Annotated in this window: 10 protein-coding genes and 1 tRNA gene; 2 read left to right on the top strand and 9 right to left on the bottom strand. The window is 65.2% G+C overall.

Going from position 1 to position 13,487, the window contains the following annotated elements:
- Positions 1-3: 3 nt before the first annotated feature.
- From Verru16B_RS11250 to Verru16B_RS11230, 5 genes are all read right to left on the bottom strand, one after another.
- Positions 4-2,727 carry a valine--tRNA ligase gene (locus Verru16B_RS11250; protein WP_069962375.1) on the bottom strand — a complete coding sequence of 908 codons (2,724 nt, stop codon included), beginning with the start codon at positions 2,725-2,727 and terminating at the stop codon, positions 4-6.
- 235 nt (positions 2,728-2,962) lie between these two features.
- Positions 2,963-5,137 (bottom strand): GumC family protein, encoded by a 2,175-nt coding sequence (locus Verru16B_RS11245; RefSeq protein ID WP_069962374.1) that lies wholly within the window; start codon positions 5,135-5,137, stop codon positions 2,963-2,965.
- Positions 5,138-5,156: 19 nt separating this feature from the next.
- On the bottom strand, positions 5,157-6,335 hold the full coding sequence (locus tag Verru16B_RS11240; RefSeq protein ID WP_157772388.1) for an outer membrane beta-barrel protein: 1,179 nt from the start codon (positions 6,333-6,335) through the stop codon (positions 5,157-5,159).
- 59 nt (positions 6,336-6,394) lie between these two features.
- Positions 6,395-8,164, bottom strand: a complete 1,770-nt coding sequence (locus tag Verru16B_RS11235) for a glycosyltransferase family protein (RefSeq protein ID WP_069962372.1) — start codon at positions 8,162-8,164, stop codon at positions 6,395-6,397.
- Between the two features lie 112 nt (positions 8,165-8,276).
- A complete protein-coding gene (locus Verru16B_RS11230) occupies positions 8,277-9,650 on the bottom strand; it encodes a sigma-54-dependent transcriptional regulator (protein ID WP_069962371.1) in 1,374 nt (457 codons plus the stop codon).
- Between the two features lie 145 nt (positions 9,651-9,795).
- Here Verru16B_RS11230 and Verru16B_RS11225 point away from each other — a divergent pair, with 145 nt between their 5' ends.
- Together Verru16B_RS11225 and Verru16B_RS11220 are read left to right on the top strand one after the other, a co-directional pair.
- Positions 9,796-10,200, top strand: coding sequence for a hypothetical protein (locus tag Verru16B_RS11225; protein WP_069962370.1), 405 nt, complete (start codon positions 9,796-9,798; stop codon positions 10,198-10,200).
- A gap of 66 nt (positions 10,201-10,266) precedes the next feature.
- Positions 10,267-10,611: a hypothetical protein gene (locus Verru16B_RS11220; protein WP_069962369.1), complete on the top strand. Its 345-nt coding sequence runs from the start codon at positions 10,267-10,269 to the stop codon at positions 10,609-10,611.
- Positions 10,612-10,828: 217 nt separating this feature from the next.
- Here Verru16B_RS11220 and Verru16B_RS11215 read toward each other — a convergent pair.
- From Verru16B_RS11215 to fabG, 4 genes are all read right to left on the bottom strand, one after another.
- A tRNA-Phe gene (locus tag Verru16B_RS11215) sits at positions 10,829-10,904 on the bottom strand.
- Between the two features lie 90 nt (positions 10,905-10,994).
- Positions 10,995-12,245, bottom strand: coding sequence for a beta-ketoacyl-ACP synthase II (gene fabF, locus Verru16B_RS11210; RefSeq protein ID WP_069962368.1), 1,251 nt, complete (start codon positions 12,243-12,245; stop codon positions 10,995-10,997).
- Between the two features lie 85 nt (positions 12,246-12,330).
- A complete protein-coding gene (locus Verru16B_RS11205; protein WP_069962367.1) occupies positions 12,331-12,594 on the bottom strand; it encodes an acyl carrier protein in 264 nt (87 codons plus the stop codon).
- A gap of 39 nt (positions 12,595-12,633) precedes the next feature.
- Positions 12,634-13,380 (bottom strand): 3-oxoacyl-[acyl-carrier-protein] reductase, encoded by a 747-nt coding sequence (gene fabG, locus Verru16B_RS11200; protein ID WP_069962366.1) that lies wholly within the window; start codon positions 13,378-13,380, stop codon positions 12,634-12,636.
- Between the last annotated feature and the right edge of the window lie 107 nt (positions 13,381-13,487).

Here is a 13,487-nt window from a genome sequence, read left to right as displayed (position 1 = left end):
TGATTACCCCAGGGCTTTCAGCAGCCGTTCCAGTTCGGCCTGCTTGGCCTGCTGGTCGGCCAGCTGCTTCCGGGCGCCTTCCAGCACCGCGGGCGGGGCCTTGCTGACGAAGGCCTCGTTGCTGAGCCGGGCCTGCGTGCCGGCGATATGCTTGCCCATGGCTTCGATCTCTTTCGTGAGCCGGACCTTCTCGGCGGCAGGATCGCCCTTCAGCTGCTTGATGAGGTTCCAGGTGCCGTAGGCGGTCACGATGGCCGGCGCATTGGGCGACATCGCCCCGCGCGTGATCGAGCCCGCGCCCATCATGCGCTTGAGCTTGGCCAGGTTGGCCTCCAGCACGGCCCAGTGGGCGTCGGTGGCCTCGACCACGAACTCCGAGGTCTTGCTCGCGGCTTCGCCGTGCTCGGCCTTGAAGGCGCGCACCTGCGAGCAAACCGCCTTGAGCGTACTGACCTGGGCCGCGGCCTTCGCGTCGATGGCCAGGCCGCGGGCGGCCATCTGCGAGCAGTTCTCCAGCAGGGTGTCCTTGGCGAGGAAGGTGCCCGGGGCGCCGTAGCCCAGCAGGTGCCAGAGTTCCTCGGTGATGAACGGGATGAAGGGATGCAGCAGCAGCAGCGTCTGGCGCAGAACGAGGTCCTGGATCGCGAGGCAGTTCGCCTTCGTGGCCGGATCCAGCAGCTTGGCCTTGGAGACTTCCACGTACCAGTCGCAGAAATCGTTCCAGAAAAAGCCGTAGAGCGCCTGCACGGCGGCGCTGAATTCGAACTCCGTGAAGCAGCGGTCCACCTCGCGGGTCGTGGCCAGCAGGCGGTCCAGGATCGCGTGGTCGTCCGCGTCAAACTTCGGCGGCTCGATGCGCGCGAGGATGGCGCCGCAAGACGAGTTGTCGGCCATCTCGCCGTTCATTTCGCGGAAGCGGCAGGCGTTCCAGAGCTTGTTGCAGAAGTTCTTGCCGCCCTCAATGCGGTCTTCCTGGAAGCGGATGTCCTGGCCCTGCGGGGCGATGGACACGATGCCGAAACGCAGGCCGTCCGCGCCGTACTTGGCGATGAGGTCGAGCGGGTCGGGCGAGTTGCCCAGCGACTTCGACATCTTGCGGCCCTGCTGGTCGCGGATGATGCCGGTGAAATACACATGCTTGAAGGGGATGCGCCGCTCGAGCGGTTCGCCGGGCCGCACAAATTCCAACCCGGCCATGATCATGCGGGCGACCCAGAAGAAGATGATGTCTGGGCCGGTGACGAGCGTGGTGGTCGGGTAGAAATAGTCGAAGCCGGCCTTGTCCATCGCGCCGCGGTCGGGCCAGCCCAGCGTGGCGAAGGGCCAGAGCCACGACGAGGCCCAGGTGTCGAGCACATCGTCCTCCTGGACCCAGTTGTCCTTGTCGGCGGGGCCGTCCAGCGAGACGTGGACCTTTTTCGGGTCGGCCAGGTCGGCCTCGGTGAGCTTCTCCTTGTCGAGCCCCTTGGCGTACCAGACGGGAATACGATGGCCCCACCAGAGCTGGCGGCTGATGCACCAGTCCTGGATGTTCTCCAGCCAGTGCAGGTAAACCTTGGACCAGCGCTCGGGGTAGAACTTGATGTGGCCGTCGCGGACCGCGGTCTTGGCCTCCTCGATGCGCGGATACTTGAGCCACCACTGCCAGGTGAGCCGCGGTTCGATCGGCACGTCGGCGCGCTCGGAATAGCCGACGTTGTTTTCGTAGGGCTCTTCCTGCACCAGCGCGCCGGACGCCTTGAGCAATTCGGCGGCCTTCTTGCGGCCGGCGAAACGGTCGAGCCCGGCCAGTTCCGGTCCGGCGAGCTCGTTGAGCTTGGCGTCGGGCGTGAGCACGTCGATCGGCGCGAGCTTGTGGCGCTGGCCGACCTCGAAATCCACCTTGTCGTGCGCGGGCGTGATCTTGAGCGCGCCGGAACCGAAGGCCTGGTCCACGGCGGCGTCGGCGATGATCGGGATCTCGGCGGTGGGCCCAAGGGGGCGGCGCACTTTCTTGCCGATGATATCCGTGTAGCGCGGGTCATCCGGATGCACGGCGATGGCGACGTCGCCCGGGATCGTCTCGGGGCGCGTGGTCTTGACCTCGATGAACCGGCCGGGCTGGTCCACCAGTTCGTAGCGCACCTGGTAGAGGAAACCCTTCGCGGGTTTCATGATCACTTCCTCATCGGAGAGCGCGGTGAGACTGACCGGGCACCAGTTGACCATGCGCTTGCCGCGGTAGATCTGGCCCTTCCCGTAAAGGTCGACAAACACCTTGAGCACGGCCTGCGAGTAGGCCGGGTCCATGGTGAACTGCGTGCGGCTCCAGTCGGCCGAGGCGCCGAGGGCCTGCAACTGCTTGAGGATGATCCCGCCCTTGTCCTCGCGCCAGGACCAGACCTTCTCGAGGAACTTCTCGCGGCCGAGGTCGCGGCGATGCTTCTTCTCCTTGCGGAGTTCGCGCTCCACCACGGTCTGCGTGGCGATGCCCGCGTGGTCCGTGCCCGGCAGCCAGAGCGCCTCGCACCCTTCGAGCCGCGCGCGGCGAATGAGGATGTCCTGCAACGTGTTGTTCAGCACGTGGCCCATCGTCAGCACGCCCGTGACATTGGGCGGCGGGATCATGATCGTATAGGGGGCCTTGGCCGGGTTGGCCCGGCCCGCGAAGCAGCCGGCCTGGAGCCAGTCGGCATACCATTTTTTCTCCACCTCTTGCGGTTCGTAGCTCTTGGTGATCTGGGCCATGGTTCGGGTTAAGCCGGCCAGTTAGTAGCGTGGCGCGGAGACTGACAAGCCTCCATCCACGGGCACCGCGGGCAATTCCCCCACCCCGCCATCAGGCGTCCCCGGACACCCTCCGGCTACGGCCTAACCTCCCGTCCCGCGTGGGCTTGCATTGCTGCGGGAACCGGCTGGAGGCGCGGCCGCCGGCCCGGATGCGGGCCGGGGGCCAAGGTCAATCCAACCTCCGCGACCGCCGTCAGCGCTTGCGCTCGGGTTCACGCGTTTCCCGCATCTCGATGCGGTCGCTGCCCCGGGCTTCGTTTGGTCCCGCGGCCCCGGCCGCTCCCGGGACCGGTTTTTCGTGGGAGTAATAGGAGTAATTGTTCGTGTAGTAGCTGTAGTCCTCGCCCGTGCCGGTCGGCACCTGGTTGAGCACCACGCCGATCACCGGCACCTTCAGGCCGTCGATGATCTGCTTGGCGCGCTGGACCATGCTCTCGGGGTTGCGCCGGTGCTGGATCAGCAGGACGATGCCGTCGGCGAGGCTGGCCAGCACCGAGGCATCACTCACGCCGATGATCGGCGGGGAATCGAAGAGCACCTTGTCGTAGCGGCCACGGAACTCCTCCACGAGCGCCTTGAGCTTGGTGGCGTAGAGCAGGCCGAGCGTGACGTTGTTGGCGGCCGCGCCGGCCGGGATGAAGTCGATCAGGCCGGACTTGTCGCGCACGACCGCCGCGGTCCACGGCACCTTGTTGAGCACGATGTCGGTCAGGCCGGGATCGCGCGACAGGCCAGCGAGTTTGTGCTGCGTCGGGCGACGCACGTCGGAATCAATCAGCAGCACCTTCTCACCGGCGGCAGCCATGCACAGGGCCAGCTGGCGCAACGTGGTGGACTTGCCCTCGCCGGGGCCGGACGACAGCACGACGAGCACGGAGGTTTTGCCGGCGGTCAGCGCGAGGTTCAGGTTGGTCTGCAGCACCCGGTAGGGCTCGCCTTCGGGGGAGCTGGGGTCGTGCAACTCACCGGCCTCGGCCATGTGCGGGATCACGCCGAGCACAGGCAGGCTGAGCTTGCCCTCCACATCGGCCACGTTGCGGAAGCTGGTGTCGAAGTACTCGAGCAGCACCGCGGCCCCCACCCCGAGGATGGTACCGAAGACGCAGGCAAACAGAATGTTCAGGGGCCAGTTGGGTCGGCTGGCAAAACGCGCGGGCTCGGCGGTGTTCAGAATCTCGATCGTCTTCTTCGGCACCTGGAAGTCGATTTCCCGCTGCCGGAGCGTCAGCTTGAGGGTGGTCAGGAGGCGCTGCTCGTCGTCGAGCTTGCCGGTCGCCTCCTCGAAGGGCCGCATGCGCTCGCGGGCGGAGAGGATCTGGTCAACCTTGGCCTGCGCCAGCTGGCGCTCGAGCTCGGTGACGCGCGCCTCGGCCTCCTTGAAGGCCATCTCGAGCGAGCTCTCGTAGCCCCGCAGCTGGCTGTCGAGCTGCTGCTGGATCTTGGCGCTGTTATCGATGGCCGCGATCAGATCCGGGTGGGCCGCCCCCAGGCGGGCCATGAGCCGGGTGACGGTCTGGTCGGAGATGAGGTAGGCCTGGAGCAGGTTCTGGATGTTGGTGTCCTGGATCAGCTCGGAATTGACGAGGTTGCGGCGGTCGGCCGCCGGGATGTTGCGGAAACGTTCCCAGCGGGTCTTGCGGCCGATGGCGTCGACCCGGAGGGCGATGAGCGAGTTCTGCATCTGGCGCAGCGTCTCGATGTCCATGTCGCTGTACCGCTGGCTGAGATCCACGCCGGCGATATCGAGCTCCTTGCGCAGCTTCTCCACGTGATCGCGTTGGGTGGTGACGGCGAGCTCCTGCTTGTCGAGCTCCTTGCGCAGCTGGGCCAGGCCCTCGCGCTGGTCGGAGGTCGCGAGCGTGATCCGGTCCTCGGCGTAGACGCGGGCGATGGCGTTCGCGATGTCCGCGGCGAGACGCTGGTCGCGGGCGTAGACATCAATCTCGATGATGGAGGAGGCGCGGGGCGCCTCCACGCGGAGCATCTTGCTGATGAGGTAACGGTAGGTGATCGCCGAGGGCAGGGCCACGCCGTCGTTGAGCTGCTTGCCCAGAATCTCGTTGAGTCCGAGCGACTCGATCACGGGATAGAGGATCTTCTCCGCCTGGATGATCCGGAACTGGTCCTGGATGAAATACGGGTCGTAGTAGGTGTTGCTCTGCGCCTGGAAGAGCTTCACCTCGCTCTCGGGCTTCTGCACGCTGATCTTGGCCGTGGACAGATACCACTTGGGCAGCAGGGCGGTGACGCCCAGCGTGGTGAGCAGCACGAGGCCGAGGACCAGGAAGATGAGCCCCTTGCGCAGGCGCAGCAGACCGACGAAATCGCCGAGGGTCGCGCTGTCCTTGGTGGACGGGAGGGTGGGCATGAGTCCGCGGCGGCGGAGATCAGAACGTGTACCGAGCGTTCACCCCGAGCCGGTCGCGGTTCTGGCCGCGGTTGGGGTCCTCGGAGCTGACATCATCGTAATCGTAGGAGCCGATCAGGGCCCAGTTCTTGGTCGGGCGCCAGGCGAGGGCCAGGCCGAGACGGGTCGTGTCCTCATCCAGGTCGACCTGCACGCCGCGGCGGCCCTGGAGCGACGAGGGCTCATACGTCACGGAGGCCGAGGCGGTGAAGGCGCCGCTCAGCTGGTGCTGGAGGTTGACGAAGTAGCGGTTGACCTGGGTATCGGTGAAGCGGGTGACATCGGACGGTTCCTCGATGGTGTGCATGTAACCGGCGGAGAGGTAGGAGCCCTCGGTGTAGCTGTAGCGCGTGCTCAGCTCGACGTAGGGGGCGGTGGTGTCGGCGCCGGAGTCGCGGCTCCGGTCCTCGAGACCGGCCCGGCCGGAGACCATGAGATGTTTGCCGGGATTGTGCTCAAACCCGACCATGAAGAAGTTCGAGGTCTTGTTCTTGAGGCTCGCGGCGGAATCGTAGCCGATGTCCTGGTAGCGGTATTCGCCCACGAGTTTGGTCTCGGGCAGGAGCTGGAAGGAGGCCTCCAGGCCCAGCAGATGTTCGGACCGGTCGAGGTCCGTGGCGAGCGTCGCGCTGTCGTAGCGGTAGTCGACGAACCGGTACTTGGTGACCAGCGCGGTCTTGGCATTGAGGCTGGTGGTGTAGCGGCCGTCGAACTGGCCGCGATTGTAGGACTGGTCGGTGTTCAGCGGCACGCCGGCGAGCAGGGACTCCGGATTGTTGGCGATGACGTAGGCCGCGCTCAGATCGATGTTGGTGTCCTGCGCGAAGGAATGCGCCACGCGCGCCTCGAGATGGTGGTTGGTGAGGTTCTGCTTGCCCGGACGGTCCACCACATGGTCGTTGCTGAGCTCGTAGGAGGCAGAGAGGAAGGTCTGGTCGCTGATCGATCCGTTGTAGGAGATCTCACCCGTGAAATTATAAACCACGCTGTCGATCTCGCCGGTCGAGCCGCCGAAAATATTGCTGTCGTGCGACACGCCGGCACCCAGGCGATAAGTCAGGGCCTTGCCCTGTTCCTGGTCGGGAATGGGCGCATAGACCGCCAGGGCAAAAGAAGGCAAAAGGACAACGGCTGGCAGTAGGCGAAGCGTGGTTTTCATAATTAAGCCAAGGTCTTAGGTGTGCCTGACTTAAGGGGCAGCCCCCCCTCGGTGGCAAATCAATTTCCCTGTCGCAGGAGGGTCTGCGGATTGACCAGCAGCACCATGTTTTCCGTCAGTTTTTGCGGGGGCAGATTGAGCGGGAAATTCGCCGGCATCCGACGCGTGACCAATCCGGCATAAACCCCGCCCCACCCGCCCGTGTCGGTCAGGCTGATGTTATCATCCTTGCGGGCCGCCAGTTCGGTGAAAAACGGGCGGTCCAGCGTAACCGGCGTAAGCAGCAGGGCCCCGATATTCTGCTCGACGATGATCTGCGAGAAATCACGCAGCCGCTCCGGCTTGGCCCAGACCCGCAACTGGCCGTACCAAGCCGTGCCGGCCGGCACATCACTGGCCACGCCGGTACCGGGCAGGAAGCGCGTCTGCATGTCCTTTCGCAGCTCGATGAACAGATTCGGGAAATAGGGCGGGTAGTGGAAATGGATCTTGCGCGGTTCCAGGCAGTCGCGCGACAGCGGCAGGCCCTGCAGAAGCAATAGCGCCGCCGCCACCCAGCGCCAGTGCGAGGCCAGGCGCGGCTGGCTGTCCACCAGCACCAGCAGAAAACCACTGCCAAAAACGATGATGAGCGGCGCCAGGTAGTGGGCCGGCAGACGCGGACTCTCCCCGGAATTCAGGAACGGCTGTCCCGCCAGCAGCACCAGCAACACCACGGCAAAAACCCAGCGTACACGGTTCATCGGTCCGTGCCGGAATTGATACGCCAGCCCCGCGATGAAGAAGGCCGTGAACAGCATCCCGCCGCCCGACCAGATGCGCGACTGCAGATTTTGCTCGAGCCCGGTCAGGCCCTTGTTGCCCAGCTTGTTCAGGTCAAAGCCCGGCGGCTCGGTGGCGGCGAGTTGGCGCTGCGTGGCGGGCTCGGCCGTGGGATCACCGGATTTGAGCGCCAGATTTTGCCAGGCCAGCCCGAGCGGATGGCCGGAGACCAGGAGGTTGCGACCCAGCCAGGGCGTCACCAGCAGGGCGAAAGCCGCGGCAAACACCCCGAGCACCGGCCAGCGGGCGCGCCCCGGCAGGCGCCAGGCCAGGTAGCCGATCAGGACCACGGCCACCAGGCCGCCGGAGTATTCCGTGAGAAACAACAGCGCCGCCAGCCCGCCCAGCGCCGCCACCCGCCAGCCCAGCGCCCGCGACCAGGCGGCCGACTGCGTGAGCCGCACCTCGATCCCCGCGAGGCCATTGAAGACCGCGAGGATCACCACAAGGAAAACCGTGAGCCCGCTCAAGCTGACCACCTGTTCCCACAGGCTCACCGAGAGCACCGTGCCCAGCGCCGCCAGCCAGGCGGCGCGGCGGTCATACAACCGGACAGCCAGCCGCCAAACGAGCCACACCGCCACCCACATCAGGACCGCGTTCAACCCCAGCACGACATAGTCGGGCGCCCAGCCTTCCGGGGGCACCGGCCGGTGCGCCCAGGCCGCATCGGGCAGGAGCGTGAAGGTCGCGGCCAGCACGATCGCATAGAGCGGTGCGTGGTGCAGGTCGGGATACGGTTTTCCCTCGTCAAATTTCTGCCCGCGGGCCGCGAGCACCGCGTAGGTCTGCGGGTAATTGACCGGCGTGGTGAAGCCCTCCCCCCGCGCCAGTTGTCGCCCAAGCACGGCCTGTTGCATGGCCAGCTCATCGGGAATGCCGTGGAATTGCTTCCAAGTGTAGAGGGTAGTCAGCAGCAGGCCCGCCAGCACCAGCCCCGCGCGGGCGACCCAGCGCGCCCCGCGGCCCTGTTCCAGCCAATGGATCAGTTCCTGCGCGGATTTCATGGCCGGGGGAGGTGCGGCGCCGCGGTGGAGTCCGCGCTCCGCGCGGGCTGATCGACGCCCGATCGGCAAACCTGCCCGGAGGTCAGGTTCCACCCGTTGCGTTTGCCCGCCTTCATCCGCGGTCCATCACGTCCAGCTCAGGCCATTGCGCGATCTTGCGGTGCAGCGTGCGCCGGCTGATGCCGAGCAACGTGGCGGCCCGCGTGCGGTTGCCCCGGGCCTTCATCAACGCCTCGCGCAGCAGGCGCTTTTCGTTGTCCTCCACCGAAAACGGGTTGGCCGGCGTGGGGGTGACCATCGCGGGCGGCGGGGCCACCTCGCCGCGGAACTTCGGCTCGAGGTCGAATTCGCTCAGTTTGCCGCCGCGGCGCAACACGACCGCGTTCTCGGCAAAGTTGCGCAGCTCGCGGATGTTGCCCGGCCAGGGGTAGGCCTGCAGGTGGCGCATCGCGCCGGGCTCGACCGTCACGGGCTCGTAGTTGTTCTCCTTTGAGTAAACCTTGATGAAATGCTCCAGCAGCACCGGGATGTCCTCCGTGCGGTCGCGCAGCGGGGGGGTGGTGATGCGCACGACGTTGAGCCGGAAATAGAGATCCTCGCGGAACTTCCCCTCCTTCACCATCTGCTCGAGATTGCGGTTGGTCGCAGCCACCAGGCGCACGTCGACGTTGAGGGTCTTGGTGCCGCCGATGCGCTCGAAGCTGCGGGTCTCGAGGAAGCGCAGGAGCTTCACCTGGATCTCCGGGCCGATCTCTCCGATCTCGTCGAGGAAGACCGTGCCGCCGTCGGCCAGCTCAAAGCGGCCCTCCCGGCGCTCGATCGCCCCGGTGAACGCGCCCCGCTCGTGGCCGAAGAGCTCGCTCTCCAGCAGCGTTGCCGGCAGCGCCGCGCAGTGCACCGGGACGAAGGCCGCGCGCGCGCGCGGGCTCGCCTGGTGGAGGGCCTGCGCGATCAGTTCCTTGCCGGTGCCGGTCTCGCCCTCGATCAGGATCGTCGCCTTGGACGGGGCCACCAGCTTCACCCGCTCGATCACCTCGGCCAGCCGCGGCGAGTGTCCGACGATGGCCCCGACGTTGAATTTCTCGTCGAGCCGCTCATGCAGCTGCTTGACCTCGACCTCGAGGGTCTTGGTCTTCAGCGCCCGCTGGATCAGGATCTCCAGGCGCTCGATCTGGACCGGTTTGGTCAGAAAATCCACGGCCCCGCGCTTCATGGCCTCGACCGCCGAATCGATGCTGCCGTAGGCCGTCATCATGATCACCGCCGGGCGGTTGGCCAGGGCCAGCGCCTTGTCGATCACCTTGAGACCGCTTTTGCCCGGCATCCGCAGGTCGGTCACGATGACCTCAAATTCCTGGGCATCCATCAGGTTGAAGGCCTCGTCGGCATTCGAGGCCACCGACACGTCATAATGCTCCTGCAGGGCCTGTTGCAGGCCTTCCCGGGTGTGCTTTTCGTCGTCAACAATCAGGACACTGGGCACCATGCCCCCCATGAAGCCTCGGGCGGGGCTCTGGTCAACGGGAAATGAGACGAGGTGGCACAGGGCCGCCGCACTATTCAGTTGAACCCGGCTGCCTAACGCTGCTCCTTAGCGCTAAATCACGTCGTCCCCCACCCCCTATTTTCCGATGAATCGCCACCTCCTTGCCCTGCTCTTGCTCGCCGTCCTCAGCCCGTTTGCCTCGGCCGCCGACAAATTGAAGGAACTGGTCATCCGTCCCGGCGACACCCTTTACGCCCGCTTCGAGGTCGACGGCAAAAAACTGAAGCTCGTGGCTGTCAGCCCCCAGCCTGATGCCGGCGCGCAGGTGATCTTCTCCGCCCAGCCCGATCCCGAGAAAAAGATCCTTAAGCTGCGGGTGGAAAACAAGCTGGCCAAGGACCTGGTGTACAAGGTCGTGATCAGTTCCAAGACCCTGAAGCTGCGTTCGCCCGCCCAGGTCACCCCCGTGGTAGCCGGCAAGCTGGCCAACGAATCCTTCCCCGGGATGGTCGAGGAAATCCAGGCCTTCGATTTCAAGTTTCCCCGCTAGGAACCGGCCGGTCACGCTGGCGTCTGAACGGGGGCCCATCGCCCACCCAACCCGTCGACCCCAGCCATGAAAACCCTCCGCCTGCTCCTGCTCCTGGCCACGCTCGCCCCGGCCCTGCCCGCGGCCCTGCCCGAAACCGCGCCGGCCATTCCGGCCACCACGAACGTCACCGTGGCCTCCCCCGCCAGCGAATTGGCCGCCGGCTATGCCGCGGCTATCCAGCAAATGTCGCCCAAGAGCCTCGTGGTCTTCTTCCAGAGCGACAACAAGGTCGCCTCCGTCAAGGGCATCCGGACCGCCCGGGCCCTGCACGGGGTCGTGCTGATCACCTTTTCGGCGGGCGACATGATGGCTCTCAACGCCGAGCGCATCGTCCTGATCACGGACGGGGCCCGCACGCCGCAGGGATGATACCGACTGACTTTGGCTTGTAGGGCGGGGTCTCCGACTGCGTCAGCCATGGGGGATTTGGCATAAGTATCCGCATAATCGAAAAGGGAACCGCACGGACGCGCTAGCAAGGATGGCCGTGCCATCCGTAGCCACTCGGGCCAAGTCGCCTGTTAAACGTCCTCCTGCGATGAAGCTTCGGAGGACATCCTTCGTCCTCGCCCAGCTCGGCGAAGGATGGTGGCAAGTCTCGGAATCGAACCGAGGACACAAGGATTTTCAGTCCTCTGCTCTACCAACTGAGCTAACTTGCCCCAAACCAAAGAGCGCGAGATAAAAGGCCGGGCTTCGGGCGCGTCAACGGGGAATTTTGATTTTTCCCGTCCACCCCCGCCGCCGCGGTCTCAGAGCTGGCGAAAGACGAGCGCGGCGTTCTGTCCGCCGAAGCCGAGATTGTTGGTCAGCACCGTCTTGACCGGGGCGCTGCGCTTCACGTTCGGCACGTAGTCGAGATCGCAGTCCGGGTCCGGCGTCTCGTAATTGATCGTCGGCGCCACCTCGCCGGTCTGGATGGTCTTCACGCTGATGACCGCCTCAATGCCGCCGGCGGCACCCAGCAGATGGCCGGTCATGGACTTGGTGGAGCTGATCATCACCTTGCGCGCGGCCTCGCCGAACACCTTCTTGATCGCGAGCGTCTCGAATTTGTCGTTGTAGGGCGTGGAGGTGCCGTGGGCGTTGATGTAGTCGATCTGTTCCGGCGTGACCTGGGCATCCTTCAACGCGCGGCTCATCGCCTGCGAGAGGCCCTTGCCCTCGGGATCCGGCTGCGTGATGTGGAAGGCGTCGCACGTGGCGGCATAACCGGCCAGTTCGCAATAGATCGTCGCCCCGCGCGCCTGCGCGTGCTCCAGGCTCTCGATGACGAGCACACCGGCACCCTCGCCCATGATGAAGCCGTCGCGGTTCAGGTCGAACGGGCGGCTGGCTTTCTGGGGATTCTCGTTGTTCGTGCTCATCGCCTTCATCGAGCAGAACCCGGCGTAGGCGAGCGGCGTGATCGCAGCCTCGGCGCCGCCGCAGACCATCACGTCGGCCTCGCCGCTGCGCACCATGCGGAAGGATTCACCAATGGCGTGCGTGGCCGTGGCGCACGCACTGACGATGCCGAAATTCGGGCCGCGCGCCCCCAGCTCGATCGCCACCAGGCCGCTGCACATGTTGCTGATCAGCGCGGGAATCATGAAGGGCGACACCTTGCGGGGGCCGCGCTCGAGCAGCACCTTGTGCTGGTTCTCGATCGTCCACATGCCGCCGATGCCGGAGCCGATGATCACGCCGACGCGATCCGCATCGGCCTTGGTCATGTCGAGCTTCGAGTCCGCGATGGCCTGCTTGGCCGCACAGAAACCGAAATGGGTGTAGCGGTCGTTGCGCCGGACCTCCTTCGGGTCCATCAGCGTCGCGGGGTCAAAGCCCCGGACCTCGGCGCCAATCTGGCAGCTGTAGTCCTTCGCGTCGAAGAGCGACACGCGGTCCACGCCGCACTTGCCCGCGAGGAGCGCGGACCAGAAATCAGCAACATTGTGGCCGAGCGACGTGATGACGCCCATGCCGGTGACTACGACGCGACGGTTGGAGGATACGGTTTCCATCGAAGGTTCAGGTGGAAAAATAAAAACGCCCTACCGGGCCAGGACATGGCCAGACGGTAGAGCGATCAGTTCAAAAGCCAAAACGTTAGTTCTTTCCAGCCTTCTGCTGGATGTAGGCGGTCACATCGCCCACGGTCTGAAGCTTCTCGGCGTCGGACTCAGGGATCTCACCCTTGATCTCGTCCTTGAACTCTTCTTCAAAGGCCATGATGAGCTCGACGGTGTCGAGCGAGTCGGCGCCCAGATCATCCAGGAACGAAGCCTGGGGAGTGATTTGCTCCTCGTTAACATTCAATTGGTTAACGATGATTTCTTTGACGCGCTGTTCGATGGTTTTCTGGTCGGCCATGTTGGTAAAGGGATATGAAATTTAGCTAGGTAAGAGGGTTCACATCACCATGCCGCCGTCAACGGTAAAAACTTGGCCGGTAATGTAGCCCGCTTCCTCGGCACAGAGGAAGGCCGTCATGTGCGCAATGTCGGCCGCCTCGCCCAGGCGCTTCAACGGAATGACTGAGGTGATCTTCTCGGCCGCCTCGGGGGGCAGCGCGGCCGTCATGTCGGTCTTGATGAAGCCCGGGGCGACGGCGTTCGAGGTCACCCCGCGCGCGGCGAACTCCTTGGCGATGGACTTGGTGAAGCCGATGAGCCCGGCCTTGGCCGCGCAGTAATTGGCCTGGCCGGCGTTGCCCATGATGCCGACCACCGAGGTGATGTTCACGATGCGGCCCCAGCGCTTCGTCGTCATGGACCGGCCGATATACTTCGTCCAGTGGTAGCAACTGGTGAGATTCGTCGCGATGACCGAGTTCCAGTCGTCTTCCGACATGCGGAACAGCAGGCCGTCCTTCGTGATGCCGGCGTTGTTCACCAGGATGTCGATCTGGCCGTACTCGGCGAGCAGGTCGGCGCTCGCCTTCGCCACCGCGGCGCCGTCCGCCACGTCCACCGCCAGCGCCTTGGCCTTGCCGCCCGCGGCGACAATGGCCGCGGCCGTCGCGCCACAGCTGTCGGCGGACTTGCTCACGCAGATGACGTTCACGCCGTTCTTGGCCAGCAACTCGGCGATGGACTTGCCGATGCCCCGGCCCGCGCCGGTGACAAGGGCCACACGATTGTTATAGGTGAGGCTCATGATGGGATAGGGTGCTCATGGCACGCACTCCCCCCACCCGCCGCAAGCGCGAAGTTTCCGCCGTCCCCGCCCCCCTTGTGGGCCGCGAGCTTGCTCGCGCTCAGACC

This window comes from Lacunisphaera limnophila (assembly GCF_001746835.1).
GTDB classification, from domain to species: domain Bacteria; phylum Verrucomicrobiota; class Verrucomicrobiia; order Opitutales; family Opitutaceae; genus Lacunisphaera; species Lacunisphaera limnophila.
This window is presented reverse-complemented; position numbering and strand designations above follow the sequence as displayed.

Bases quoted from the DNA above. Each gene is read 5' to 3' on its own strand.
- Verru16B_RS11235 (WP_069962372.1), bottom strand. From the start codon at position 8,164: ATGAAATCCGCGCAGGAACTGATCCATTGGCTGGAACAGGGCCGCGGG.
- fabG (WP_069962366.1), bottom strand. From the start codon at position 13,380: ATGAGCCTCACCTATAACAATCGTGTGGCCCTTGTCACCGGCGCGGGC.
- Verru16B_RS11250 (WP_069962375.1), bottom strand. From the start codon at position 2,727: ATGGCCCAGATCACCAAGAGCTACGAACCGCAAGAGGTGGAGAAAAAA.
- Verru16B_RS11245 (WP_069962374.1), bottom strand. From the start codon at position 5,137: ATGCCCACCCTCCCGTCCACCAAGGACAGCGCGACCCTCGGCGATTTC.
- Verru16B_RS11230 (WP_069962371.1), bottom strand. From the start codon at position 9,650: ATGGTGCCCAGTGTCCTGATTGTTGACGACGAAAAGCACACCCGGGAA.
- fabF (WP_069962368.1), bottom strand. From the start codon at position 12,245: ATGGAAACCGTATCCTCCAACCGTCGCGTCGTAGTCACCGGCATGGGC.
- Verru16B_RS11240 (WP_157772388.1), bottom strand. From the start codon at position 6,335: ATGAAAACCACGCTTCGCCTACTGCCAGCCGTTGTCCTTTTGCCTTCT.
- Verru16B_RS11205 (WP_069962367.1), bottom strand. From the start codon at position 12,594: ATGGCCGACCAGAAAACCATCGAACAGCGCGTCAAAGAAATCATCGTT.
- Verru16B_RS11220 (WP_069962369.1), top strand. From the start codon at position 10,267: ATGAAAACCCTCCGCCTGCTCCTGCTCCTGGCCACGCTCGCCCCGGCC.
- Verru16B_RS11225 (WP_069962370.1), top strand. From the start codon at position 9,796: ATGAATCGCCACCTCCTTGCCCTGCTCTTGCTCGCCGTCCTCAGCCCG.